General features: G+C 61.4%; 26 protein-coding genes. 14 read left to right on the forward strand and 12 right to left on the reverse strand.

What is annotated here, in order from left to right; genetic code table 11:
- Positions 1–26: 26 nt before the first annotated feature.
- Complete coding sequence (locus tag Q2K57_RS16155) at positions 27–443, reverse strand: OsmC family protein (RefSeq protein ID WP_112055267.1); 417 nt, start codon at positions 441–443, stop codon at positions 27–29.
- A 1-nt stretch (position 444) separates the two neighbouring features.
- Positions 445–636 (reverse strand): hypothetical protein, encoded by a 192-nt coding sequence (locus Q2K57_RS16160; protein WP_112055266.1) that lies wholly within the window; start codon positions 634–636, stop codon positions 445–447.
- A 155-nt stretch (positions 637–791) separates the two neighbouring features.
- Between Q2K57_RS16160 and Q2K57_RS16165 the strand changes: the two genes are divergently transcribed.
- The gene (locus Q2K57_RS16165) at positions 792–1832 is read left to right on the forward strand and encodes a folate-binding protein YgfZ (protein WP_304525669.1); all 1041 of its coding nucleotides are present in this window, start codon (positions 792–794) and stop codon (positions 1830–1832) included.
- A 90-nt stretch (positions 1833–1922) separates the two neighbouring features.
- Here the strand turns inward: Q2K57_RS16165 and Q2K57_RS16170 are convergent, their stop codons facing one another.
- Together Q2K57_RS16170 and Q2K57_RS16175 are read right to left on the reverse strand one after the other, a co-directional pair.
- Positions 1923–2741 (reverse strand): TatD family hydrolase, encoded by an 819-nt coding sequence (locus Q2K57_RS16170; protein ID WP_304525670.1) that lies wholly within the window; start codon positions 2739–2741, stop codon positions 1923–1925.
- A 41-nt stretch (positions 2742–2782) separates the two neighbouring features.
- Positions 2783–4366 carry a peptide chain release factor 3 gene (locus Q2K57_RS16175; protein ID WP_181463081.1) on the reverse strand — a complete coding sequence of 528 codons (1584 nt, stop codon included), beginning with the start codon at positions 4364–4366 and terminating at the stop codon, positions 2783–2785.
- Positions 4367–4743: 377 nt separating this feature from the next.
- On the opposite strand from Q2K57_RS16175, the gene Q2K57_RS16180 reads away from it, so the two are divergent.
- The 3 genes from Q2K57_RS16180 to Q2K57_RS16190 all read left to right on the forward strand — a co-directional run bounded on the left by Q2K57_RS16180 (position 4744) and on the right by Q2K57_RS16190 (position 7102).
- Positions 4744–4968: a putative motility protein gene (locus tag Q2K57_RS16180; RefSeq protein WP_304525671.1), complete on the forward strand. Its 225-nt coding sequence runs from the start codon at positions 4744–4746 to the stop codon at positions 4966–4968.
- A gap of 164 nt (positions 4969–5132) precedes the next feature.
- A complete protein-coding gene (locus Q2K57_RS16185) occupies positions 5133–6407 on the forward strand; it encodes an ATP-binding protein (protein ID WP_304525672.1) in 1275 nt (424 codons plus the stop codon).
- 155 nt (positions 6408–6562) lie between these two features.
- On the forward strand, positions 6563–7102 hold the full coding sequence (locus Q2K57_RS16190) for a response regulator transcription factor (RefSeq protein WP_112055261.1): 540 nt from the start codon (positions 6563–6565) through the stop codon (positions 7100–7102).
- Between the two features lie 40 nt (positions 7103–7142).
- On the opposite strand, the gene Q2K57_RS16195 is transcribed toward Q2K57_RS16190, so the two are convergent.
- A complete protein-coding gene (locus Q2K57_RS16195) occupies positions 7143–7919 on the reverse strand; it encodes a 3-hydroxybutyrate dehydrogenase (protein WP_304525673.1) in 777 nt (258 codons plus the stop codon).
- A 302-nt stretch (positions 7920–8221) separates the two neighbouring features.
- Between Q2K57_RS16195 and Q2K57_RS16200 the strand changes: the two genes are divergently transcribed.
- From Q2K57_RS16200 to trxA, 4 genes are all read left to right on the forward strand, one after another.
- The gene (locus Q2K57_RS16200) at positions 8222–9043 is read left to right on the forward strand and encodes an inositol monophosphatase family protein (protein ID WP_304525674.1); all 822 of its coding nucleotides are present in this window, start codon (positions 8222–8224) and stop codon (positions 9041–9043) included.
- Positions 9044–9187: 144 nt separating this feature from the next.
- Positions 9188–9463, forward strand: coding sequence for a GrxA family glutaredoxin (locus tag Q2K57_RS16205; RefSeq protein WP_304525675.1), 276 nt, complete (start codon positions 9188–9190; stop codon positions 9461–9463).
- A gap of 336 nt (positions 9464–9799) precedes the next feature.
- Complete coding sequence (locus Q2K57_RS16210) at positions 9800–10567, forward strand: DUF1338 family protein (protein WP_112055257.1); 768 nt, start codon at positions 9800–9802, stop codon at positions 10565–10567.
- 225 nt (positions 10568–10792) lie between these two features.
- Entirely contained in the window at positions 10793–11116 is a 324-nt protein-coding gene (trxA, locus tag Q2K57_RS16215; RefSeq protein ID WP_112055256.1) for a thioredoxin, read from the forward strand.
- Between the two features lie 70 nt (positions 11117–11186).
- On the opposite strand, the gene Q2K57_RS16220 is transcribed toward trxA, so the two are convergent.
- The 3 genes from Q2K57_RS16220 to Q2K57_RS16230 form a co-directional block, all read right to left on the reverse strand.
- On the reverse strand, positions 11187–12536 hold the full coding sequence (locus Q2K57_RS16220) for an MFS transporter (protein ID WP_112055410.1): 1350 nt from the start codon (positions 12534–12536) through the stop codon (positions 11187–11189).
- A 586-nt stretch (positions 12537–13122) separates the two neighbouring features.
- Positions 13123–13785, reverse strand: coding sequence for a CoA transferase subunit B (locus Q2K57_RS16225; RefSeq protein WP_304525676.1), 663 nt, complete (start codon positions 13783–13785; stop codon positions 13123–13125).
- 75 nt (positions 13786–13860) lie between these two features.
- Positions 13861–14562 carry a CoA transferase subunit A gene (locus Q2K57_RS16230; protein WP_304526718.1) on the reverse strand — a complete coding sequence of 234 codons (702 nt, stop codon included), beginning with the start codon at positions 14560–14562 and terminating at the stop codon, positions 13861–13863.
- 143 nt (positions 14563–14705) lie between these two features.
- On the opposite strand from Q2K57_RS16230, the gene Q2K57_RS16235 reads away from it, so the two are divergent.
- The 6 genes from Q2K57_RS16235 (at position 14706) to Q2K57_RS16260 (ending at position 19987) form a co-directional block, all read left to right on the forward strand.
- The gene (locus tag Q2K57_RS16235; protein WP_304525677.1) at positions 14706–15605 is read left to right on the forward strand and encodes a LysR family transcriptional regulator; all 900 of its coding nucleotides are present in this window, start codon (positions 14706–14708) and stop codon (positions 15603–15605) included.
- 144 nt (positions 15606–15749) lie between these two features.
- Positions 15750–16622: an acyltransferase gene (locus Q2K57_RS16240; protein WP_304525678.1), complete on the forward strand. Its 873-nt coding sequence runs from the start codon at positions 15750–15752 to the stop codon at positions 16620–16622.
- On the forward strand, positions 16568–17485 hold the full coding sequence (locus Q2K57_RS16245) for a M23 family metallopeptidase (RefSeq protein WP_304525679.1): 918 nt from the start codon (positions 16568–16570) through the stop codon (positions 17483–17485). Before Q2K57_RS16240 ends, Q2K57_RS16245 begins: the two co-directional genes overlap by 55 nt.
- A 161-nt stretch (positions 17486–17646) precedes the next feature.
- Entirely contained in the window at positions 17647–18801 is a 1155-nt protein-coding gene (locus Q2K57_RS16250; RefSeq protein WP_304525680.1) for a glycosyltransferase family 1 protein, read from the forward strand.
- The gene (locus Q2K57_RS16255; RefSeq protein ID WP_304525681.1) at positions 18773–19324 is read left to right on the forward strand and encodes a phosphatase PAP2 family protein; all 552 of its coding nucleotides are present in this window, start codon (positions 18773–18775) and stop codon (positions 19322–19324) included. Before Q2K57_RS16250 ends, Q2K57_RS16255 begins: the two co-directional genes overlap by 29 nt.
- A gap of 39 nt (positions 19325–19363) precedes the next feature.
- Positions 19364–19987 (forward strand): alpha-ketoglutarate-dependent dioxygenase AlkB, encoded by a 624-nt coding sequence (locus tag Q2K57_RS16260; RefSeq protein ID WP_304525682.1) that lies wholly within the window; start codon positions 19364–19366, stop codon positions 19985–19987.
- 17 nt (positions 19988–20004) lie between these two features.
- Here Q2K57_RS16260 and Q2K57_RS16265 read toward each other — a convergent pair whose 3' ends face one another.
- From Q2K57_RS16265 to gcvT, 4 genes are all read right to left on the reverse strand, one after another.
- Positions 20005–21129 carry an ABC transporter permease gene (locus Q2K57_RS16265; RefSeq protein WP_304525683.1) on the reverse strand — a complete coding sequence of 375 codons (1125 nt, stop codon included), beginning with the start codon at positions 21127–21129 and terminating at the stop codon, positions 20005–20007.
- Between the two features lies 1 nt (position 21130).
- A complete protein-coding gene (gene rbbA / locus Q2K57_RS16270) occupies positions 21131–23863 on the reverse strand; it encodes a ribosome-associated ATPase/putative transporter RbbA (protein WP_304525684.1) in 2733 nt (910 codons plus the stop codon).
- Positions 23863–24843, reverse strand: a complete 981-nt coding sequence (locus tag Q2K57_RS16275) for an HlyD family secretion protein (RefSeq protein WP_304525685.1) — start codon at positions 24841–24843, stop codon at positions 23863–23865. The genes rbbA and Q2K57_RS16275 overlap by 1 nt, the downstream gene beginning before the upstream one ends.
- Positions 24844–25100: 257 nt before the next feature.
- On the reverse strand, positions 25101–26213 hold the full coding sequence (gene gcvT / locus Q2K57_RS16280) for a glycine cleavage system aminomethyltransferase GcvT (RefSeq protein ID WP_304525686.1): 1113 nt from the start codon (positions 26211–26213) through the stop codon (positions 25101–25103).
- Positions 26214–26279: the final 66 nt, after the last annotated feature.

Genomic DNA, 26279 nt, shown 5'->3' on the forward strand with positions numbered 1-26279 from the left:
CCTGATAAGAAAGATAACGGTATAAGTCAATCTTGATCAGGGGAAGCCTGACGAGTGGTAATGTCCACCGTCGATGTGGTCATCAAACGATGGATGGGGCATCGATCGGAAATCTCCGTCAGCCTGTCAAGCTGCTTGGCATCATCGATACCTTCGAAGCGCAGGCTTACGTCCAGCCGGTAGACCCCATGCCGCTCATCGCGTTCATCGCGCACGACCCACACCGTGACGCCGGTGAGCGGCCAGCCCTTGCGGTAGGCGTACATCTGCGCGGTAATCGCCTTACAGGCGGCCAGCGAAAGATCGAAATAGTCATGGGGATCGGGGGCGCTGTCATCACCGCCGGCCACGCTCGGGGCGTCGACATACAGGTCTTCGAAGCCTTCCAGCTCGACTTTCTGGCGCAGCCCGCCCTCGCCTTGACTGATCACGGTAATGGTCATGTCAGTGTACCTTTACGCCGAGTTTCTCGACCGCCTTGATCAGGGCATCGCGGCGCACGCGCCCTTCTACCTCGGCGCCATGGCGTCCCACTTCCGCGCTCTCGACGCCATCGAGCATCATCAAGGCGGTGGTGATGCGATTGACCAGTTCGGTACTTTCGACCCCTTTGAAGGCCAGTGAAATGCTCGCCATGGATCCTCTCCTGCAAGGGACGTGATTGAACGATGAGTTTAGCATGCCCTCGGCAGCGGCCGGCCAGCCTTGAATCGGCGCCGATTGCCCCCATAGCCAACCCACAGACCATGGAAACGCATCCACCAAATGCCGATTCCAACAGGGAGATTTGTATGACCGACTGGAGTGAGCGCATCGGCGCCACCACCGACGGCGAGGCCCGTGTCACCTTTGATACGCCGGCCCCGGCGCGCCAGGCATTGGATGGCACCGTCGTCACGCCACTGGTGCACCTGGGCATTCTCGAAGTGGCAGGCAGTGATGCCGAGCGCTTCCTGCAGGGACAGACCAGCGCGCAGATGTCTCTGGCCGATGGCGATTTTGCGCCGCTGACCTGCTTCTGCGCCACCAAGGGCCGCATGCTGGCCAATGCTCAAGTCCTCCGGGTAGCCCCGGAGTGTTATTGGCTGCTGATGGAACAGTCGCTGCTTGAGCCGCTTAAGGCCCACCTTGAGAAGTTCGCCGTTTTCTACAAGACCGAGATGCGCCTGCGCGACGACCTGGCAGCGATTGGCCTGATTGGCCATGATGCCCCCGCCTTGCTCGAGGCGCGCCTCGACGTAGAACCGCCGCATATCTGGCATCAGCACCAGCATGGTGATCAGCTGGTGGTTCGTCACCCCGGGCCACGTCCGCGCCTGATCGCCCTTCTGCCGATCGCCGACCTCGAGGATAGCTGGCAGGCACTGACGCAACAGGCAACACCAGTCGGCAATGCCGTATGGTGCCTTCAGGACATCCAGGCCGGCCTCGGCTGGCTGAGCGCCAGCCAGCAGGACAGCTACCTGCCGCAAATGATTAACTGGGAGGCGCTTGGCGGTATCAGCTTCAAGAAAGGCTGTTATACCGGCCAGGAAGTTGTGGCCCGGGCTCACTTCCGCGGGCAGGTCAAGAAACGCCTGGTGAGACTGACCCTCGAGGGAAATGACGTGCCCACGGTCGGCAGCGAGCTATTGGACGCCGAGGGCAAACGGCAGGGGGAAGTCTTCGCCGCCGAACGCGACGCCTACGATCAGGTCGAGCTGCTGGCGGTCCTGACCACCAAGGAAGTCGCCGAGCCGCTGACCGTGGAGGGCGTGCGCTGCCAGCGCCAGCGTCTTCCCTACCCGCTTGAGCGCCTGGACCCGGAAGAACTGGCCACTCACAAGGGCTGATCACAAGGGCTCCTCACAAGGGCTGGCCCGGCGGAATCATATGGCATCTCTACCATCTGCCAGCCAGACCAACAGGATGCCAATCCCCCGCTAGCCGGCCAGCCTGAAGACTCGCGCCGCGTTGGCCGTAGTGGCCTTTTCCAGCGTGGCGCGAGAGATATGACGCAGCGCGGCGACGTCAGCGGCGATTCGCGCAAGCCTTGCCGGCTCGTTACGCTCGCCCTTGAAGCCCGCCGGCGGCATGTCGGGGCTGTCGGTTTCCAGCACAAAGCCATCTTCTGGCAAAGCCGCCACGCAGCGCCTCAGGCGCTGTGCCCGCTCGTGGGTCATCGCCCCGCCAAGCCCCAGCACGAAACCCAGTGCCAGAAATCGCTGTGCCTGCTGCAGACTGCCGGCAAAGGCGTGGATCAGTCCGCCCGCCGGCAGACCGATTTCCTTGAGGCACTTGGCTACCTGGTCGTTGGCATGCACGCAGTGGACCACCACCGGCAAATGGCGTGCCTTGGCGATGCGAAGCTGCGCCTTGAATAGCACCCACTGGGCGCCCAAGGTGTCCTCAAAGCGGGCATCGATGCCACACTCCCCCACCGCCACGACCTCAGGATGTGCGTCGAGCGCCGCCTCCAGGGCGACCAGGTCGTCGTCTCCATCGAGCTGGCTGGTACCCGAGCGTTGGGTATCGAAGCGGCTAGCATTCACGCAGTGGTCGTCGAGAAAATAGGGATGCAGCCCCAAACAGACACTCGTATCAACCCGCTTCCCCAGCGCCAGCACTGACGGCCAACGAGCCCGCGTCGTGCCCGGCACCACGAAATGCTCGACGCCCACTGCCCTGGCCCGCGCGAACATCGCCTCGCGGTCGACGTCGAAATCGGGGAAATCCAGGTGACAGTGGGCGTCGATGAGCATATTGAGGGCCGGCTTAGTGCTTAGGAATTAGGGCTTAGGCATTAGTGCTCGCGTGTCGCGCTGAAGCGGATATCCGGCCAGCGTTCCTGGGTCATCTGCAGGTTGACGCGCGTCGGCGCGATATAGGTCAAACAGCCGCCGCCATCATAGGCCAGGTTGGTGCTCGCCTTGCGTTTGAACTCGTCGAGCTTCTTGGGATCATCGCAATAGATCCAGCGAGCCGTCTGGACGTTGACCCCCTCATAGAGGCAGTCGACCTTGTACTCTTCCTTGAGTCGGTGGGCGACCACGTCGAACTGCAGCGTACCCACAGCGCCGAGGATCAGGTCGTTGTTGTCCAGGGGCATGAAAACCTGAGTGGCACCTTCCTCGGAGAGCTGCTGAAGGCCCTTCTGCAGCGCCTTCATCTTCAGCGGGTCCTTGAGGCGTACGCGCTTGAACAGCTCCGGCGCAAAGTGCGGAATACCGGTGAAACGCATGTCCTCGCCGACCGTGAAGGTATCGCCGATCTGGATGGTGCCGTGGTTATGCAGGCCGATGATATCGCCGGGCCAGGCCTCTTCCACATGCGCACGATCCGAAGCCATGAAGGTCAAGGCGTCGGGCACTTTGACATCCTTGCCGATGCGCACGTGACGCATCTTCATGTTGCGGTCGTACTTGCCGGAACAGACTCGCAGGAAGGCCACCCGGTCGCGGTGCTTGGGATCCATATTGGCCTGAATCTTGAACACGAAGCCGGTGAAACGCTCGTCGTTGGCATCCACCTCACGCGAATCGGTCTCACGGGGCTGTGGCGTCGGTGCATACTCGACGAAGCCATCCAGCATCTCACGGACGCCGAAATTGCCCATGGCGGTGCCGAAGTAGACGGGCGTCAGTTCGCCGCGACGATAGGCGTCAAGATCGAACTCATGGGAGGCGCCACGAACCAGCTCGACCTCCATCCGCAGTTCCTCGGCCTGGGACTCACCCAGGACCTCATCGACCTCGGCACTATCGAGTCCCTCGATGCGTACATCCTCGGGAATGCGGCTGCCCTGCCCCTGCTTGTAGAGGTGGATGACGTCGTTGTAGAGGTGATACACCCCACGGAAATGACGCCCCATGCCGATCGGCCAGGTCATGGGCGCACACTGGATATTGAGCACCGTCTCGACTTCATCCATCACTTCGATGGGGTCGCGAGTATCGCGGTCCATCTTGTTGATGAAGGTGAGGATCGGCGTGGTACGCAGGCGACAGACATCCATCAGCTTGATGGTACGGTCCTCGACGCCCTTGGCACCGTCGATGACCATCAGCGCCGAGTCCACTGCGGTCAGCGTGCGGTAGGTATCCTCGGAGAAGTCCTCGTGGCCCGGGGTATCGAGTAGATTGACGATACGTCCCTTGTAGGGGAACTGCATCACCGAGGTAGTCACCGAGATGCCGCGCTCCTGCTCCATCTTCATCCAGTCGGAAGTGGCATGGCGGTCATTGCGCTTGCTCTTCACGGAACCCGCCATCTGGATGGCGTTCCCGAACAGCAGCATTTTCTCGGTGATGGTGGTCTTGCCCGCGTCGGGGTGGGAGATGATCGCGAAGGTGCGTCGCAGATCGACTTGAGTCTCAAGCTCGCTCATGAAATCCGTCACTGCTAGAGGTGGCTGGCCACAGGGCCAAAAGATGGCGCTATCTTAACACTCCCAGCGCAACGGCCCAATTGGCCCATCCAGGGACGTTATTATCCTGGCCTTTTTTAATCCCACCCTACTCGACACCTTGCTCATGTACCTCGCTCATCCTGACGTTCGAACAAGGACTTCCTGCAGATCACCAGCCCATTCCCGAGCAGCGGTCGCAAGCGAGTAACCGGCTGTTCGGCGGCGTACTACTTCGAGGTCTATCCATTTAGCAGGCTGGCCAACAGACTAGTGAAGAGTAGGATTACAGCTAGGGTCGAATACGCCGATAGACATAGCGATGTACCCAAATTCATCCGCAACAGAAGGAACATCTTATGGATGCATCTATCAATGCCACGGTCGGTATGGCCACGGCGCTGCAGCAATTCAACAGCAGCCAACAGGCTCAGGCCGAACTGTTCAAGGAAAACCTTGATACTCAGGCATCACAGGTCAACCAGCTGATGGAATCGGTTAATCCGCCTGGCCAAGCGGTTGCTCCGGAAGGACAGTTGGCCACCTCAGGCACTACAGGTACACAGATCAATACCTACGCCTGATCGCAAAAGCAGATTCGGTAGCCATTCTCGGCACCCATAATCAGCAATGCCGCAACCTTCATGGTTGCGGCTTTTTTATGCAAAACTGGTCGCCTCCTTCCCCCTCGCTGATGCAGCTATCAAGGTTTGCGGTATCATGCAGCCATTCACGGAACGGAGCCATCATGCAAGCCGCCCTGCCGCTACCCCTGTCGACCCCCAACCGTAACCTGGTGCGCCTGACGATTGTGCGCGGCATCACCTGGACCGGCTTCCTGGGCGCCATCATCTTTGGCATTGAAGTCCTGGGCTTTCAGCTGCGAGTGCTGCCGATCATTACCGTGATTGTCGCCATGGGACTGATGAACGTTGCCACCTGGTGGCGGCTGGGCAGGCCACGGGCCGTTACCGACACTGAATACCTGCTGCACCTGATGGTCGACGTGACCGGCCTCACCCTGCTTTTCTACTTTACTGGCGGCTCCACCAACCCCTTCATCAGTTACTACCTGGTACCGGTGACCATTGCCGCCGCGACCCTGCCCTGGATATACGCCTGGATCATCGCTAGCGGCGCCATGGCGGGTTACACCTTCCTGATGCTGTTTTTCGATCAGGTCCCCCAGCTCAGCAACGGCGTGATCGCCAGCAACATCAGCCTCCATGTGCTGGGAATGTGGATCAACTTCGGGCTGTCGGCAGGCCTGGTGACCTTCTTTATTTTCAAGATGGCGCATGCCCTCAGGCGCCGCGAGAAGACCCTGTCTCACACACGCGAGGCTGCGCTGCGCAACGAACAGGTACTGGCGGTGGCCACCCAGGCCGCCGGCACTGCCCATGAGCTGGGCTCACCGTTATCCACCATGGCGGTGCTACTCAAGGAGATGCGCCAAGATGCCGGCGACCGTCCTCAGTTGATCGAGGATATCGATCTGCTGAGAACGCAGGTCGACACCTGCAAGACACGGCTTCAGCAACTGGTCGCCAATGCCGATCGGCGGCGTCTAGGCGAGCCCGAGAGTCGCGTGGCCGAGGAATGGCTTTCAAGCGTGGTACAGCGCTGGCTGGTAGTGCGTCCCGACGTCAGTCATAAGCTGGAAATAGCAGGGCGCCGCGGCAAACCGGAGCTCGCAGTCGATGCGACCCTGGAGCAGGCGCTGATGAACCTGCTCAACAACGCCGCAGACGCTAACCCCGAGAACATCGTCATCAGCCTGAACTGGGATGCCAACGAGGTGATCTTCGACATTCGTGACCATGGCCCCGGGGTCAGCCTGTCGATTGCCGACCAGCTCGGTGAAACCTTCATATCGACCAAGTCCAAGGGCATGGGAATCGGCCTGGTACTCACCCATGCCACGATCAACCGGTTTGGTGGCAATGTCAGCCTGTACAATCATGAGGAAGGTGGCACCCTGACGGAGGTCAAGCTGCCCAGACGGGATACGGGCCAGGCCTGAAAAAAAGTTTGTGAACAGGGGTTTGTGAACAAGGGGCTTGGACAGAGGGCTGAAAACGAGGCTGGGCACACACCCGCCTCGCCGTGAAGATGTCACCACACCGACCATGCCAAGCACGACCCGGCACGCAGTAAGACCAGAGAGACGAGGACAACATGTCAGAGACGCCACAACGCCTGCTGATCATCGACGACGACGAGATGTTCTGCCATGTCATGCAGCGGGCCATGAGCCGTCGCGGTTTCGATGTCATGGTGGCCCACGATGCCGAACAGGCCCTGACACATGCCCGGCAGTCACCGCCCGAGATCGCCACCCTGGACCTGAAGCTCGAACAGAGCTCAGGGCTGAAGCTTCTGCCGGAGCTGCTCGAGCTGGCTCCGGCCTGCCGAGTGGTGGTGCTGACCGGCTATTCGAGCATCGCCACCGCCGTGGAGGCGATCAAACTCGGCGCGGCAAACTATCTGTGCAAGCCTGCCGACGCCGACGAGATCCTGGCGGCCCTGGAGCATCAGGATGGCAACCCGGATGCCGAGGTTGCCGACAACCCCCCTTCGATCAACCGCGTGACCTGGGAGCACATCCAGAAGGTGCTTCAGGAACATGACGGCAACATCTCGGCGACGGCTCGGGCGCTGGGCATGCACCGTCGCACCCTGCAGCGCAAGCTGCAGAAACACCCGGTAAGACGCTAGACCTGGCACGGCATCTTACCGAAAAGCCAGGCCGCCACCGTTATTGGGCGGTCCAGCCCAGGTCGATGTTCCAGCTCGCCCCGGTGACAGCGCCAGCAAGATCCGAGGCCAGATAGGCGACCAGTGATGCCACCTCGCCCGGCTCGATCAAGCGCTTGACCGCGGCATTCTTGAGCATGATCTGTTCGATGACCTGCTGCTCATCCATGTCATGGAGCTTGGCCTGGTCGGCAATCTGATTATCGACCAGCGGCGTCTTCACATAGGCCGGGCAGATAGCGTTGGCAGTGATGCCCTGACTGCCCCCCTCCAGCGCCGCGGTCTTGGTCAGGCCAATCATGCCGTGTTTGGCACTGATGTAGGCGGCTTTGCCGGGTGAAGCGACTTGAGCGTGCACCGAAGCGATGTTGATGATGCGCCCCCATCCCCCCTCGCGCATCGACGGCCAGGCCGCCTGCGTCAGCAGGAAGGGCGCGGTCAGCATCAGGTCGATGATCTGGCGCCACTTGGCCTCAGGAAACTCTTCAATGCTGGACACATGCTGGATACCGGCATTGTTGACCAGGATATCCAGGCGCCCGAAGCGACGCAGCGTCTCAGCCACCGCCGCACGGCACGCATCCCCATCGGTCAGATCCGCCTGAAAGAAGACCGCGCCAGCCGCTTCAGCCACTGCTTGACCATCAGGATTGAAATCCACCGCCAGTACCTGATGGCCTTGGCGGCAGAATTCCTCGACCACTGCTGCCCCGATACCGCTGGTGGTCCCGGTGACCAAGGCAACGCGCGGAGATGCCTCCTGTGACGTGGTACTCATCGCTAACTCCTGTAAAAGGCATGACACTCCGCAAGGCGGAGATCCTAAGTCAGCATACGATGAGGCTTGCGGAAAACACCAGTGCGGCGCTGCAACATATACGGGTGTTCAGACGAAAGACCTAGGCCGTGCGGGCGAGCACTGCAGTGAATAACGCGTGGGCTAAAACAGGGCAAGCTACGTTAATAGCGATATAGAGATGGACAGGGATATGCGGCAAGCGGAGACGCCATAAGAGCCACGTAATGCTAGAATGCGAACTTCCGACAATACGAATTTTCCCTCACCGCTGCGGAGCCGCCATGCAGACTGCCCAACGCCTCGAGATCGCCATCGACATCGCCAGACAGGCCGGCCAGGCCATCATCGACGCCCGTCAGTCACAGGACTTCTCCCAGCGCTACAAAGCCGGGAACGAGCTGGTGACGGATACCGATGTCGCCGTCGACACCCTGATCGGGCGCGCCCTCGAAGAGCACTTTCCCGGCGAAGCGCGACTGACCGAAGAGCTGTCGCCGGATCGCGGTGCCATTGAGCAGTCGGGCGCACTCTGGGTGGTGGACCCCATTGATGGCACCGTCAATTTCGCGCATGGCCTTGCCCACGTAGCGGTGTCCATCGCCTGGGTCAAGGATGGCCATACCGAGATCGGCGTCGTCCATGCCCCCTTTCTCGGCGAAACCTTTACCGCAGTGCGCGGCCAGGGCGCATGGCGCAATGACGAGCGGATTCGCGTCAGCCGCGCTTCGCAGCTGACTAACAGCCTGGTGGCCACTGGCTTTCCCTATCGTCGCGACAGTCGACCGCCGCTGATCCGTCGCCTGGCCGCCGTACTCGAGTACTGTCAGGATGTGCGCCGTAACGGCGCCGCCGCCCTCGACCTGTGCAATGTGGCTTGCGGCCGCCTCGATGCCTACTACGAGAGCGTCTCTCCCTGGGACTTTGCCGCCGGCGTCCTGATTGCTCGCGAGGCTGGCGCTCGCACCGGCCACCTGTATGCATGCCCGTCGAGCATCCCGGAAGACCTCTACGGAGAAAACCTGCTGGTCAGTGCCCCGGATATCCACGGCGACTTGGCCAAGCTGCTGGTGCGCGCCGATGAAGACCGACACGAGACCGGCTAAGCCGGGAGCCTGTCGGCTCCGCTATAGCAGCCTGTAATAGTTGGCGTAGCCAGACTCTATTGGCATCCCCCGGCGCATTGGTGAACAATGTGCCAATATTCAAATCGAACCAGTCATTTATCACGCTTATTCAAGGAGCCCTACATGTTTGTTGTTATCTTCGGTCGCCCCGGTTGCCCCTTCTGCGTTCGCGCCAAAGAACTCGCCGAAAAGCTTAGCGATGCCAGCGCCATCAGCGGCTATCGCTATATCGACATCCATGAAGAAGGCATCAGCAAGGCCGATATGGAAAAGACCATCGGCAAGCCGGTCGAAACCGTACCGCAGATTTTCGTTGATCAGACCCACGTGGGTGGCTTCACCGAGTTCAACCAATACGTTAGCGACAACGCCTTGATGCCGGAAAGCGCTGAGCAGTAAGAGGCTAGCCCCTTCAGACGAACTCCTGAGAAAGAACACGTACTTACTACATAGGTACTGACAGCATAGATACTGACTTCATGGGTACTGACGGCATAGGTACCTTCTTCACAGAGAGTTCGCTGAGAGTTCGCAAATAGCTTGGCAAGCGGTCAATCATACAGATGGCCGACAGCCTGCCAGACAGCCGCCCCCGGGCGGCTGTCTTCGTTTAAGGCCAAAGGACACTAGCCCCACCCGGTCGGTTACATCTCGCTCGCGTTGAAAGCCTAGAGGCCCGCTGCACCTATACTCAGTGGAATACCCTAAGGCTCGACGTCAGGGAGAGAGCGTCCGATGCAACGCCAAGAATTTCTCCAGCAGTTGTGGCTGGACTACATCCATCTGCACCCGGAGATCGGTGGCCTTCGGCTGTGGCCGGTGGGCAGCGAACCCGAGTTCCTCGCCTTGCTGACCCTGAATCATGGGCCCTTTGCCGCCGCCAAGCTGCTGCCCACACTCAACCAGTTCGGCTATCGCGCGACAGAGCGACATGCCATGGCAGATCGAGGCCTGCTGGTATCACTCTATGCGCCCCCCGATGATGGCCCCTGGCTGGTACTCGGTGAACTTCAGCTGGGCACCCTGACGCGAGAGCCCCGAGAGATTCTTCAGGCACTGGTCGCCCAGGCACTTCAGGAAGACACGCGAGGCCAGAACCTACTGGCAAGAGGTCGCCCCTGGCCAATGCCTGACTGGGACACCTTCTGCCTGTTACAGCGCGCTCATCCGCTGGCGGCCTGGCTTGCCGTGATGGGGCCACGGCTTCATCACGCCGGCTTCGACTGCGAGCGCCTGGGCAGTGACATCAACACTCTGGATGCCGAGTTGGAACAGGCGGGCATGGACAGTAGCAGCGACCGCCATCACGGCGTCTTTCCGGTATCGGCACTGCTCAACTACCGCTTCTATCCGACCTGTTCACAGCGGCTCGCCTTCGCCGGCGGTGACGAGCACCGCATTACCCTCGGTGGCCTGGCGCTGATCCAGCCTTGCCTGCCGGGCAAGCATGATCGCTCAGCCGAACTGCTGCTCCCCCAGCACACTCGCTGTGAGATCGCCTGATCCCTCCAGGACGGTTTCATGGAGCTCCTCAAGGCTGTCTTCCGGGTCACAGTCTCATCTGCGGCGGCAGGGCTACGGTTACCACTGCCACATGGACATGACGAACGCATGTAAAAATGAGCTTGCGAACTAAATTCCCGAGGCGCTAAGGTGGGTGCACTGGCGCCGGACGACGTTTGTGCAAACACCCGGCATTCATTACGCGATGCTAAAGGAGAGAGATACATGGCCAACCTGGCAGCGGTTACCGACAGCAACTACACGCAGGATGTGATCGAGAGTAAAACACCGGTACTAGTGAAGTTCTGGGCGCCCTGGTGCGGCCCCTGCAAGATGCTCGACCCTGTCGTCGAGTCCATCGCCGAGGAGCGAGGCGACGCCCTCAAGGTCGTCACCATCAACGTCGATGATGCGCCCGATCTTGCCGCCAAGAACGGCGTGCGAGGCCTTCCGACCATCGCCTTGTTCAAGGACGGTGGCAAGGTAGAAGCGCTGACCGGCGTACAGCCGAAAGAAAGCTTCGATGAAATGATTGCTCGCCACGCCTGAGCGCGGCCACTTATCGTCATGCAACGCCCAGGTCCGCTCTGACGGACTTGGGCGTTTTACTGAGTCCTTCTCACGCCGCCGTGGTGGTGGGCTCTAGCTCTGGGTCTTCTTCCTCTCGCGTATAGCGGTTTTCGTCCGACAGCGATTCGCCCTGCAGGTCCAGCTCGAACTGCACGGGTTCGCGACGCGGATCGAGTTCATTCAGGTAATGCTGGGTCTCCAGCACCGGCATAGCCACAAAAGGCTCCTGCTCCACATCTTCCCTCGCAATGCCACGACGGATCAGCAGCCGCAGACTAATGAAGCCGGCAAGCGTCAGCGCTACTGCGCCAAGAAAGAACCACAAGCCATCAGGACCAATCACCTGCATTACCAGGGAGGCGCCGAAGGGACCGACGATCGAGCCGACGCCATAGGTCATCATCAGCTTGCCGTTGGCCGCCACGATCTCTTCAGGCTCAAGCCAATCATTGGTATGCGCAAGGCTCAAGGAGTAGAGCGTATGCAGCATGGCGGTATGGAAGCTCGCCACCAGCAGCAGCATCAGGTAGTCGACCCTTGCGGCTACCGAGATAAAGGCCCCGGAGACCGCCATGATCGCCGCCATGGCAAGGATCACCTTGCGCCGGTCGATACGGTCGGACAGCCGCCCCAGTCCCCACTGAGCAAACAACGCCACCAAGGTGGTAATCGCCATGAACTGGGCAGTCTGACCGGTCGACAGACCAATTTCCTGACCGTAATAGGGGGTCATGGCAAAGAAGGCCTGCACCATCAGGCCTGCCGTGAAGGCACCCACCAGTCCCACCGGTGCACGCCGGAACAGTTCACGGAGCTTGATCTTCTGAGGCTTGAGCTCCTGGGCCGCCCGCGGGCCATGAATACGGTGGATCGACAGCGGTACCAGCGACATGGCGAACAGCATGCCCGCGACCGAAAACAGCACCATCGTAGCGGGATCGGCGCTGTTCAATAGCCATTGACCACCCGCCAGCGACAGCGTCGAGATGACCAGATACCAGCCCAGCACCTTGCCGCGGTTATCGTTGCTGGACTCACCGGAAACCCACGACTCCATCACCATCAGCAGGCCCGCCGTGGCACCGCCGCCGAAGACCCGCCAGACCAACCAAGCCCAGGGGTTGACCCAGAGTCCGTGCAGCATGGCGGTGACCGCGAGTGTCGCCGCACAGGCGGCGAAGACGCGGATGTGTCCCACGGCGCGGATGCGCTTTTCGAGCCAGTAGCTACCGATCACGAAGCCAAACGAAAAGCTCGACATCAGAAGGCCCGCCATCTGCGAGGGGAACCCCTCCAACGACATACGCACGCCAAGCAGGGTCATGATCAAGCCATGGCCGAGCAGGAAGCTGATTTCACAGACGAACAGGATCGGCAGGGTTGCCGGCAGACTACGCACCAAACGCTCTCCCCAACGGTAACGAAAGTGGTCATGCATCAGGACGATGGCAATGACGATAACGATCAAACGTGACGATCTATAGCCGAGCCTCAAGGATCGACACAATAGCTAATAGCCAACCTGCATACGGGCTCGGAAGGTCTGAGTCAGGGAGGCTAGGTAGGACGGGGCGCATTCTACCCGCTTCACGAGGACTTTCCAGCCCAGTCGGAACTTATGCACAGATTCTGTGGATAACGCTGTGAAAATTCATGGGAGAGCGGCTATCGCGACGGGACACTGCCCCGCCATTCTTATCATGATCAGATTTTCACCAGCCCAGGTCCCAGTCCACAGAGCCTTTTCAAAGAGCCATTTCTAAGGTCTATTCCTAAGAACTATTCCCAAGGGCTATTTCACAGCGCTGGCCCACGGCCGCCATTTGCAAGGTGGCGCTCTTACGTCTCCAGTCCATGGTCTACTGACGGGGCAGTGTCACTAACCCAATGGCTTGCACAATGACTTGCCAATAAAAAGCCCGGGACCGCTTTACGGTTCCCGGGCTCATTTCGGCGTCTTACCAATAGCCGGATCGCGGCTCTGTTCAGGCGTCGAAGGTCATCTCCGGCACATGGTCGGGCACGACCAGTTTGCCGGCCGTCTTCTCGACGATTTCCTCGACGCTAACGCCAGGGGCGCGCTCCACCAGGTGGAAAGCACCGTCCTTGATCTCAAGATATGCCAGGTCGGTCAGCACGCGATTGATGCAGCCCGCGCCGGTCAGCGGCAGGTTGCACTGCTCGAGCAGCTTGGACTCGCCGTGCTTGGAGGCGTGGGTCATGGTGCAAATGATATTTTCGGCGCCAGCCACCAGATCCATGGCGCCGCCCATGCCCTTGATCAGCTTGCCGGGAATCATCCAGGACGCGATGTTGCCATTCTGATCGACCTCGAAGGCGCCCAACACCGTCAGGTCGACATGGCCGCCTCGAATCATCGCGAAAGATTCCGCCGAGGAGAAGATGGCCGCGCCATCACGAGCCGTCACGGTCTGCTTGCCGGCGTTGATCATGTCCGGATCGACTTCCGCCTCGGTGGGGAAGCGTCCCATGCCCAGCAGGCCGTTCTCGGACTGCAGCATTACATCGATGCCCTCAGGCACATAGTTGGCCACCAGGGTCGGAATGCCGATTCCCAGGTTGACGTAGAAACCGTCTTCGAGTTCGCGCGCCACACGCTGCGCCATCTGTTCACGAGTCAATGCCATGATGTTGCCTCTTTTCTTTCTTGTCTGGGGTGGAGAAGCGCCGGTCACACACCGGCGGAGCTGAAAAGGCGTTGCTCAACCTTCACGCACGGTGCGCTTCTCGATGCGCTTCTCGAAGCTGCCCTTGATGACGCGATCCACATAGATACCCGGGGTATGGATCTGGTCGGGCTTGAGCTCACCCGGCTCGACGATTTCCTCAACCTCGACCACGGTGATCTTGCCCGCGGTCGCCGCCAGCGGATTGAAGTTCTGTGCCGTGTCGCGATAGACGACGTTGCCATAACGGTCGGCCTTCCAGCCTTTGACGATGGCGAAGTCGCCGACCACCGATTCCTCGAGGATGTAGTGGCGGCCGTTGAACTCGCGAACTTCCTTGCCGTCGCCGATCGGGGTGCCATAGCCAGTAGCGGTATAGAACGCCGGGATGCCCGCGCCGCCTGCGCGCATCTTCTCTGCCAGCGTGCCCTGCGGTGTCAGCACGACCTCGATTTCATCATTCAGCATCTGCTGCTCGAAGAGCGCGTTCTCACCCACGTAGGATGCATAGATGCGGCTGATCTGACGGTCCTCCAGCAACAGCCCGAGGCCGAAGCCATCGACACCGCAGTTGTTGGAATAGATGGTCAGATCCTTAACGCCGCGGCGCTTGATCTCACCGATCAGGTTCTCGGGAATCCCGCAAAGCCCGAAGCCGCCCGCGATCACGGTCATGCCGCTCTCGAGCCCGTCCATCGCTTCCTCATAAGAGCCCACACGCTTGTCGAATCCGGCCATATCGCTGCCTCGATGGTTGAAGTGTGATTGTTGTCGAGTCATTGCCAGTGTCGTGGCAAGACGATCTATTTGTTAAGTTTGTTTTATTTATTGATTAATATCATTCGCCAATAAGTCCAACATGCCCTTTCGCGGATGACCTCATGACCGTCAAGCAACTGCGTGCCTTTCTTGCCGTGGCCCAGACCCTGAGCTTCACCCGGGCCTGTGATCGCCTGCATCTCTCCCAGCCGGCCCTCAGTCTCACCATCAAGGGGTTGGAGGATAGCCTGGGTGGACCGCTGCTGATTCGCAGCACCCGTCGCGTCAGCCTCACGCCCGAAGGCGAAGCCCTGGTGCCGCTGGCCAAACGCCTGATTGCCGACTGGGACAATACCGAGGAGCGCCTGCGCCAGCATTTCACGTTGGAACTGGGCCGTGTCGCCATCGCCGCGATGCCATCCTTTGCCTGCAACCTACTACCCGATGCGCTGATGGCTTTTCGCCACCGCTTCCCACGTATCAATGTAACCGTTCACGACGTCATTAACGAAGAGGTCATTGAAATGGTACGTCGAGAACGGGTTGAACTGGGCATCGCCTTCGCGCCTGAAGCGACGGACGACCTGGCCTTCACGCCGCTGTTCACCGACCGCTTCGTCGCCGTGGTGCCCTCCGCCTCTGCGCTTGCCAGTGAAACGTCCCTTTCCTGGCAAGCACTGCTTGGCGAGGACCTGATCGCCCTGCAGCGCCCATCCATGGTGCGCCGTCTGCTGGAGCAGGCGTTGGCCTCCCGGGGCATTGCCCTGACGGTGGCCTTCGAGAGTCACCAGTTGGCGACGGTCGGACGCATGGTCGCCAGCGGCCTCGGCGTCAGTGCCGTCCCCTCGCTGTGCACGCCTCAGATGCAGGCCCTGGGAGCACGCTGCCTGCCGCTCCATGATCCCGTGATCGTCCATGACGTCGGGCTACTGTCGCATCAGGATCGCAAGCTATCGGTAGCCGCCCAAGCACTGGCCGAGGTACTCCAGACCACAGTCGCGGCACCGGTGTCAGGCGCCTAGCGCCCTGTCCATCAGATACTTTTCGGGGGGAAGCTTCTGCCACCAGCAGCAGGGTTGCTGCCCGGGCGTTGATCGTGCCGCTGGGCAGCCCCCGGGACTTGCAGTAGCATTGGCCCCCTGCGCCAAGTCGTTGAAGGAGAACGCATGTCGACCCTAAAGGGGCTCGTCAGTCTGCTGCTGCTGGTGATCAACACCTTGATCTGGTCAATACCGCTGCTCACCCTGATCCTGCTCAAAGTCGTGACGCCCGGACGCCCGCTGCGCCGCGAGCTGCTCAAAGCACTGAACGCCATCGCCCTGCAGTGGATCGGCTTCAACCTGTGGTGGATACGTCACTGGCTCAGGCCCGAGCTGCATATCGACACCCCAGAGGGGCTGAGCCCCGACCGCTGGTGGCTGGTGGTGGCCAATCACCAGAGCTGGACCGACATCTTCATGCTGCAGATGGCGCTTCATCGGCGTATCCCGATCCCGCGCTTCTTCATCAAACGCGAGCTGATCTGGATTCCGGTCATCGGGCTCGCCTGGTGGGCACTGGAGTTTCCCTTCATGCGCCGCTACTCCCGCGAGGCACTCGAGAAGAACCCCAAACTGGCCCGTCGTGATCGCGAGGCCACCAAGCAGATGTGCGAACGCGCCCAGGACATGCCGACCGCGATCTACAACTTCGTCGAAGGCACCCGGTTCACGCCCGCCAAGCAGGCGGCCCAGCAAAGCCCCTATCGCCACCTCCTGCGGCCCAAGGCCGGCGGCACCGCCCAGGTGGTCGGCTTGCTGGGGCACCGGCTCAGCGGCATTCTCGACGTCACAATCGTCTATGCACGCCCTAAGCCGACGTTCTGGCGCTTCCTCTGCGGACGCGAGGGCGCCATTCGGGTCAGCGTGCAACGACTCGATGTCCCGCCCTGGATGCCGGGCGGCGACTACCATCAGGACCCGGATTACAAGGAACGCTTCCAGACATGGATCAACGAGCTGTGGCAGGACAAGGATCGTACCCTCGACGCCAGCGTCTGAACCTCGCCGTTCTGCTTCTGATCGCCCTGCTGATGGCTGGCTGTGCGAGTCATGGCGGCTGGAACCAGTCGGTCACACCCGGCAACTGGATCAGCGTGAAGCGCGGCGATACCCTGGGCGAATTGGCCAATCAGGCCGGTGTGCCCCTTAAGCGTCTGCAGCGTTTCAACCCAGGCGTCCGGGCCCGCTCCCTGGCCATCGGCCAGCGCCTGCTCATACCCACCCATCAGGAACGCGCTCCCTACGGCGGCCCTTACCGTTACCAGGTGCGCCCCGGCGATACCTACACGGCCATTGCCCGGCATTTTGGCACCCGCGCCAGCCGCTTGAGCGCCGGCAACCCCGGCACGTCCGCCTCATCGCTGCGGGTCGGCCAACTGATCAAGGTGCCGCTCAGTGGCAGCGGCGCATCATCGAGCGTCGCCTCCCGGTCATCGGGCTCGTCCTCATCGTCCTCAACGAGTCGTCCATCACCCAGTGGCTCTCTGCCCTCCTCGGCCGGCAGTTGGCCCTGGCCGCTTCAGAAACACCGGGTCGCACGGGAGTATGGCAAGGACTCACGCGGCACCCTGCAGCCCATGCTGCTGACCAGCGCCAGCTCCGATAAAGCACTCGCTGTGGCCGACGGCGAAGTCCGCTTCGCCGGCAGCATGCGCCAGCTGGGCCGCGTGGTGATCGTGCACCACGCCGATAACCTGCAGAGTGTCTATGCGCTCTGCCAGTCACTGTCGGTCGACGTTGGCGAGCACGTGAGCCGCGGCGATGCTGTGTGCCGAACAAGCTCTGGCGACCGTGGCAATGAATTGCTATTCGACATGCGTCGTGGCGGCAAGCCCATCGATCCCCGGCGGGTACTTCGCTAGGTCTGGACGCAGAGACAAGTGCGCTCGGTAAGCAAGGACCAACGCCTTATGCGACAACATCTGGCACCGAGTGTCATTCAGACTTCACCAATTCGTCCCTGTCCTGTCATGCGCCACCGTGATTCTGAGATCACGACTCATGAAAGGGACACACGAGCCTTATGCGCATCTGCTTCGTCAGCGAAACCTGGTCGCCGGATATCAACGGTGTGGCCCATACCCTGGGACACCTGAGCCGCGAACTCGATGCACGAAACATCACCCTGCAGCTGGTGCGCCCGAGGCCTGACAACGGTCGCCGTGCAGAAGGGATCGAGGACGAACTACAGGTAAGCGGGTTTCACCTTCCCGGCTATAAGGCCGTCAAGCTGGGCCTTCCCGCCGGACGAGCCTTGGCGAGGTTATGGCGTGATCGTCGCCCCGATGCGGTCTATATCGCCACCGAAGGCCCACTGGGCTGGTCGGCGCTGCGACAGGCCCGGCGCCTGGGGCTGCCAGTGGCCAGCGGCTTTCATACCAACTTCGATCACTACGCCGGCGACTATGGCTTCGCCTGGCTGAAAAGGCCGGTAGCGGCGGTGCTGCGTCACTTTCACAACCGTACCGGGGCAACCCTGGTGCCAACCGCCACACAGGTGCGGGCGCTCAGCGCCCAGGGCTTTGATAACGTCCAGGTCATGAGCCGCGGCATCGATGCCCAACACTTCTCGCCAGAAAAACGCGACCCGCAGCTACGCCAGACCTGGGGCGTCGGTGAGAATCAACCGGTCGCCCTGCACGTGGGGCGGCTGGCCAGCGAGAAAAACCTGGACCTGCTGGTGGAGAGCGTGCAGGCAATGCAAGAGGTTCAGCCAGACCTGGTCACGGTCATGGTCGGTGATGGCCCCCTGCGAGAAAGCCTGCAGCAGCGCCTGCCCGACGCCATTTTTACCGGTTTCATCAACCGTGAATCGCTCGCCAGGCATTACGCCAGCGCCGACATCTTCATCTTCCCCTCCTGCTCGGAAACCTATGGCAACGTCGTCGCCGAAGCCATGGCCAGCAGCCTTGGGGTGGTGGCCTTCGACCATGCTGCCGCCAGCGAGCTGATCACGTCCGGCCAGCAAGGCCTGACGGCACAGGTGGGGGATAAACAGGGCTTCATCGACCATGCAATCACGCTGTGCCAGCACCCGGCCAGTTACGGCCAGCTGGGGCGCCAGGCCAGACAGCGCGTGGCATCCAACGGCTGGGACCGGATCGCCGACGACTTCCTGCGCATCCTGCTTTCATTACAGGAGACTCCAGATGACGCCTCGCACGCCTACCGTCTTTGAACGCCTCGACTTGCTCGAGTGGCGGCTATGCCATCGCTTCGCCCTGGCCAGCAATACCCGACTGCTGCCGCTGGCGACGCTGCGAATCGCCAGCAAAATCGGCGACTGGCCCGCCTGGGTCGTTCTGATATTGGCGCAACCCTTGCTCGACCCCAGCCTGGGTTGGCAGCGTCTGCTGCAGTTCAGCCTGACCGCCATCGCCGCGCTGCTGGTGTATCGGCTTCTGAAGACGCGTCTGTGTCGCGAACGCCCTTCCATCACCTTCGAGTGCATTCCCTGCACAGAGCCACCCAGGGATCGCTACAGCTTTCCCAGCGGCCACACCATGCATGCGGTGATGTTCACGGTACTGACGGCTACCTCCACGCCCTGGCTGCTGGTGATCGTTGCCCCCCTTGCCGTCGTGATCGCGGTGTCCCGAGTCGGCCTGGGGCTGCACTACATCAGCGATGTAATCGGCGGCGGACTCATCGGTGTGATGTTTGCTCTGGCAAGCCTTGAGCTCTTGCCGCTGGCGACCTGACCCCGCGACAGACGCTGCCGGGGCTGGCAAGCTAGGCCCATGAATGACGTAACCCTCGGGCCGCCGCACTGGCAGGCCCTTCTCGACTCGCCGCCGTTGTCGCTGGGACTTGGCCTGTTTGGCCTCACGCGTGCTAACGAGCTGCTGCTGCAACTGGATCAGCAACTGCACTGGCAGCGGCCCACCCTCACCCTTTACGGCCGCCAACACCTCATCCCCCGCCGCCAGATCTGGATGGGCGATCCGGACGCCGCCTATCGCTATTCCGGCGAGGCGTTTACTCCCACGCCCTGGCACCCGGCGGTTGAGGAGATCAGGCTCGCCGTTGAACGGGCCCTGGAAGCCACCGGACAGCCCGCAAGCTTCAACAGTGTGCTACTCAATCGCTACGCCGATGGCGAGGATCGCATGGGCTGGCACAGCGATGACGAGACGGAACTCGGCAATGACCCCTTGATCGCCGCGGTGAGCCTCGGTACCGAACGACCGCTGCGTTTTCGCTGGCAGAACCGCCACGCGGCTGCCTTCAATGTCTGGCTACCCCATGACAGCCTGCTGGTGATGGGACCGGGCACCCAGCGCCAGCTGCAACATGCCCTGCTGCCACGAAAGCTGCCCGGCATGCGTATCAGCCTGACCTTCCGTCGCGTCTATCCGCGCTAGCGCCAAGAAGCTGCAGTCTAGCGCACCGCCGCCAGGGTCGCCTTGAACCGCACCAGCGCGAACGTCAGGAAGGCCATGCCGATTGCCGCCGTCGCCAGCAGCTGCGGCCACACGATGCCAATCCCCGCACCGCGATACAGCACTGCCTGGGCAAACTGAATGAAATGCGTCGAAGGCAGCACCTGCACCGCCTTCTGCAGCGCTGGCGGCATGCTCTCCAGCGGGGTGATGCCCCCTGACAGCAGGTTCATTACCACGAACACCGGAATCGACAGCAAACCGAACTGCGGCATGGTCGTCGCCACAGTGGAGAGCGTTATGCCCATCGCGGTCACGGCAAACAGGTAGACGGCAGCCCCCAGCGCAAAGAGGATCACCGACCCGCTAATGGGAATGCCAAGCAGGCCCTGCACCACGATCTGCAGCGAGAGAACCGCTGCAATAACGATCACCAGGCCGTTGGCCCAGATCTTGGCGAGCATGATCTCGCTGACGGTTACCGGCATCACCAGCAGATGCTCGAGGGTGCCATGCTCACGCTCGCGAATCACCGCAGCCCCACCCAGCACGATCGCCAGGATGGTCAGATTGTTGATGATCTGCATCACCGCCATGAACCAGGTCGAATCGAGATTAGGATTGAATTTCGCGCGCACCCGCAGATCGACCGGCAGCTCAGCGTCTCCGCTTGAGCGACTGACGTACTTGAGAAGCTCGGTGTTGAGGATGCTGGCGATGTAGTGGGTGCCATTGCCAGCGATCGCCATCGCCGTGGCATCGACATTGAGCTGGATCGCGGGATATCGCCCTGCCAGCACGTCCGCCTCGAATCGTGGCGGAATATCCAGCACGAAGGTGTAGCGCCCAGTGTCCATCCCCGGATCGACCTCGGACAGTTCGATGACCTCCGGCGCTTTGAAATACGGCGGCAAAAAGGCGGCGGTGAGCTGTGAGGAGAGGACCGAGCGATCCTCATCCACGATGGCGATCGAGGCATTATTGAGCTCGGTCTTCACCCCGTTGGCGACGGTATAGATGGCTAAGGTGAAGGTATAGAGGATCAGCCCCATCAGCACGGGATCACGCAGGAGGCTATAGATTTCCTTGATGCCCAGCCGGTAGATGTTGGTGATCCAGCGCATGTCAGAGCTCCTGCTTGCGCAGCAAGGCGCTGGCCACGATCCAGAACAGCGCGCAGAAGCCACCAAGGACCAGGTGATTGGGATACAGCACCCTGAGGTCGAGCCCCTTGTTGAAGACGCCGGCACTGATCTGCTGAAAATACAGCGCCGGGAAGGCCTTGCCGAGGAGGGCCGCACCGCCCTCAAGAGTCGACACCGGATACATCATCCCGGAGAAATTGACCGTCGGAATCATGACGATGATCGCCGTGGCGAAAATCGCCGCGATCTGTGAACTCACGAAGGTCGAGACGACCAGGCCGAAGGCAGTGGCGGCAGTGGTAAACAGCAGCGCACCGCTCACCAGCGCCGGAAGGCTACCCGGCATGCCAAGCCCGAACAGCGTCATAATCAGCACCACGAGGCTTACGAAGCTGACCATGGCGACGCCGATATACGGCAGCTGCTTGCCGAGCAGGAACTCGATCTTGTGCACCGGAGCGGCATAGAGATTGAGGATCGAGCCCATCTCCTTCTCGCGCACCACGCTGAGGGCGGTGAGCATGGCGGGAATCATGATCAGCAGCATCATCAGCACACCGGGCGGGATCGCATGCTGGGACAGAAAGGCCTGGTTGTAGCGCAGCCGCGGCTCGACGCTCGCCGGGTATATATCCACGACGTCCCGGCCCTCGCGCAGCGCGAGATCGGCAAGGTGCGTAGCTAGCACGCCTTGCACATAGCCACGCCCGGTCTCCGCGCGAGTGGTGTTCGAGCCGTCGAGCCAGGCACCGATCTGCGGGACTCGTCCCGACAGCAGATCACGGCCATAGTCGGGCGGAATCACCACGGCAAGGGAGATATCCCCGGCCTTCATGCGTCGATCCAGCTCGTCGAAATCGGCAAGCGCTGGCTGCTCGTCGAAATAGCGTGAACTCGTCATGGCCTCGAGAAACATCCGGCTTTCCCGCGACTGATCCTGATCGAGTGCCGCATAGGACAGGTTCTCGACATCGAAGGTGATGCCGTAGCCCATCGCCACCATCAGCACGATCGGGCCGAACAGCGCAAAGACCAGACGGATTGGGTCGCGCAGGATCTCCATCGCCTCGCGCCTGGCAAAAGCCCAGGTTCGCGAGGGAGAAAACCAGCCCATACGATGCTCAGCTCGATTTCTGCCCGTCCCGACATCAGACGACACCGGTGCTGCCGCATCTTCCGCGCCGGCCTCCTGTAGATAGCTGATGAAGGCGTCTTCGAGGGTTTCCGCATCCCGCTGACGACGCAGTTCGTCGGGCTCGCCCTGGGCCAGGACCTTGCCCGCGTGCATCAACGAGATGCGGTCGCAGCGCTCGGCTTCGTTCATGAAGTGGGTGGAGATGAAGATCGTCACCCCGTCCTTGCGTGACAGCTCGATCAGCAGCGCCCAGAAGGCGTCGCGCGCGATCGGATCGACGCCAGAGGTCGGCTCATCGAGGATCAGCAGCTCGGGAGCATGCAGTACCGCCACCGCGAGCTGGAGGCGCTGGCGCACCCCCAGCGCCAGGCTCTCAGGCGTCGATTCCGCGACGGCACCCAGATCGAAGCGCTCGATCAGCTCCACGACCCGTGGCCCGCGACGCGCCTTGGGCAGATGGAACAGATCGGCATGCAGCGCAAGGTTGCGCCGTACCGAGAGTTCGGAATAAAGCGAGAAGGACTGCGACATGTAGCCTACGCGGCGCCGCGTGGCCATGGCATCGGTCCCCAGAGGCTTACCCATCAACCGAGCACTGCCTTCGCTGGCGGTCAGCAGCCCGGTGAGCATCTTCATGGTGGTGGTCTTGCCACAGCCGTTCGAGCCGAGAAAACCGAAGATCTCCCCGGACTCGATGCAAAAGCTGACATGATCGACAGCCGTGAAGTCACCGAATCTCATGGTCAGTCCTTCCGCCTCGATGGCCGGCGGCCCCGCCTGAACCACACGCGGCGGCAGCGAAACGGGCTGATGGCCCTGCCGATCCTTTTCCGGTAGTAGCGCGATGAAGGCCGCTTCCAGGGTCTCGGTAGCGGTTTGGGACTTCAAGGCCTCGGGTGTCCCCTCCGCCAGGACACCCCCGGCATTCATGGCGACCAGCTGATCGAAACGCTCAGCCTCAGACATGTAGGCGGTAGCGGTGATGACGCTCATCGTGGGGCGGCGTTCACGGATGTGTTCGATCAACTGCCAGAACTGCTGGCGGGACAGGGGATCAACGCCGGTGGTTGGCTCGTCGAGGATCAAGAGGTCCGGATCATGTATTAGCGCACAGCACAGGCCAAGCTTCTGCTTCATGCCACCGGAGAGCTTGCCCGCCGGCCGGTCGGCAAAGGCCTCGAGACCGGTACTCTTCAACAGCACATCGATGCGCGTCGAGCGCTCGGTCATCGACTGGCCATAGAGACGACCGAAGAAATCGATATTCTCACGCACCGACAGCGTCTGATAGAGATTGCGTCCCAGACCCTGGGGCATGTACGCGATGCGAGCATAACTAGCGGCGCGATGCTTTGCGTCATCCATCGCGCCTCCCAGGGCCGTGACCTGGCCGACCTGCAAGCGGCGCACTCCTGCAATCAGGCCCAGCAAGGTGGACTTGCCCACCCCGTCCGGCCCGATCACCCCCACCATGCGGGCAGAAGGAATCGTCAGTGAGACGTTGTCGAGCGCGATAATCGACTTATAGCGATGACTGACACCGTCTAGCGTTGCGACCACATCATTGAGGTCCGTCATCAGGGCAGCTTCACCGCAAGGGCCGCGGGCCACTGGGCTTCAGGTGCCACACGGACATAGGCCACGCCCGGCACCCCGGTTTTCACGACCTCCTGATAGCGGCTCAGGATATCGGCAGGAATCTGCAGCTTGACGCGAAACATGAGCTTTTCGCGCTCACTCTTGGTTTCCACGTATTTGGGGGTGAACTGCGCTTCCGAGGCCACGAAATCGACGGCCGCCGGAATCACATACTGCGGAGCGGCATCGAGAACCAGCCGCGCCTCACTGCCATAGCGCAGGCGCCCCGCCTCGTCGGTGGGCAGATAGACGTCCATGTAGACATCCGTCAGGTTGAGCAATGAGACGACCTTGCCGCCCGCTGCCAGGATCTCGCCGGGCTCGGCCAAACGGTACTGCACGCGACCGGCGCGCGGCGCGACCAGGGTATAATCAGCGAGATTGGCATTAAGCGCCGCGACATGCGCCTGGGCCGCCTCGATCGACGCCTCGGCGGCGGCCACCTGGGCACGTGCGGTATTAAGCGCCGCCTCGGCGGTGGTTTGCAGCGAACGTCGCTGATCCAGCAGCTCCTGTGAGGCATAACCCCGCCCGGCAAGCGTCTGGGTACGCCCTAACTCTGAACCGGCAAGTGCCAATTCACTTGTGCGCTGGATCACCAGGGCCTTGGCCTGGGCCAATTCCTGCTCTGCCTGCCGGATACCGGCCTCAGCGGCGCGTATCTGCGCCTCAAGCTCGGTAGCATCAATTCGCGCGATCACCTCTCCTGCCTCTACCCGCTGCCCTTCCGTGACGACCACCTCAGCGATCCGGCCACTGAATTTCAGCGCCACATCGATGCGTGTCGCCTCAAGCCGTCCGTTGGCCCGGGCAAAGCCTTCTGCCAGACCGCCCTGCTGTTGCTGCCACCAGTAATACCCGCCTCCGGCGGCAGCAGCGACACAGACAAGAACGATGAGTGCCGTTTGCAGTCGCTTCATGACAGGTTCCTCGGCCAGGTAGTTCGATCCACGTTCATCCATGAATAGATTAGTTCAGTCGCAACTGGCCCACGATAGCCTATCCCGTCAGCACCTTGCTGACCCTAGAGCGAAACGACCGGTATTTCTGGCGTCGCCTTGATATTGATCATGTTGACACAACGAAAAAAGCCGCCTCCCGAGGGAAGCGGCTCATGATGTTCAAAAAAAGATAACGGTATATTTAGTATTGGTTATAGGCGTCGATCCCGGATCGATCAGCCGCGGTAGTATCCTGGCGTCACGAACGGCATCTTGGTCACGGTCATCGGCAGGCGTTTGCCGCGTACATCGGCGAAGACCTGAGTATCGATGGCCGCCTGATCAATGCTGACATAGCCCATGGCGACGGGCTTGCCGACGCTGGGCCCGAAGCCACCAGACGTGACTACGCCAATCTTGCGGTCTTCCCCGTCGTAGAGATCAGCGCCCTCACGGACCGGGGCACGCCCCTCGCCCAGCAGGCCGACCCGCTTGCGCTGATGGTCCTTGACCTCGACCTGGTGCAGCACCATGTCGGCGCCGGGAAAGCCACCGGCCCGCTCACCACCGCGACGACGCGGCTTGCTCACGGCCCAGATCAGTCCCCCTTCCACCGGGGTGGTAGTGGTGTCGATATCGTGACCATAGAGGCACAGGCCCGCTTCCAAACGCAGCGAGTCGCGCGCGCCCAGGCCGATAGCCTCGACTTCGTCTTCGGCCAGCAGCAGGCGGGCAAGCGCCTCGCTCTGCTCGGCAGGCACCGAAATCTCGAAGCCATCCTCGCCGGTATAGCCCGCCCGGCTGATCCACACCGGAATGCCGTCGATCTCGAAGCGACCGTGCTGCATGAAGACCATCTCGCAGGCCGCCGGGCACAGCCGCTGCATCACGCTGGCGGCCTTGGGGCCCTGCAGGGCCAGCAGGCCACGGTCCAGCACCTCGACCTGATGATCGCCACCCAGGCCGGTGCGCAGGTGCGCAATATCCTGCTCCTTGCAGGCAGCATTGACGACCAGATACAGATGGTCGCCCGCATTCACCACCATCAGGTCATCGAGAATACCGCCTTCGCCGTTGGTGAACAGCGTATAACGCTGCATGCCTTCGGGAAGGCCGAGGAGGTCCGCCGGCACCAGGGTTTCCAGTGCCTTGGCCGGTTCGCTACCAGTTACCAGCACCTGCCCCATGTGGGAGACATCAAAGAGACCACAGGCGGCGCGGGTATGCTCGTGCTCCTTCTTGACCCCTAGCGGAAACTGCACCGGCATCGAATAGCCCGCGAAGGGCACCATCTTGCCACCGAGTTCCACGTGCAGGTCATGAAGCGGTGTCTTGTGTAGTTCGTTCATCGGCTAGGTTCATCCCGTACATTGCTGATAGCAGACGCCGCGACCGACCAGGCGGCCGCGGCATTG

This window comes from Halomonas sp. I5-271120, assembly GCF_030553075.1.
Taxonomy (GTDB): domain Bacteria; phylum Pseudomonadota; class Gammaproteobacteria; order Pseudomonadales; family Halomonadaceae; genus Onishia; species Onishia taeanensis_A.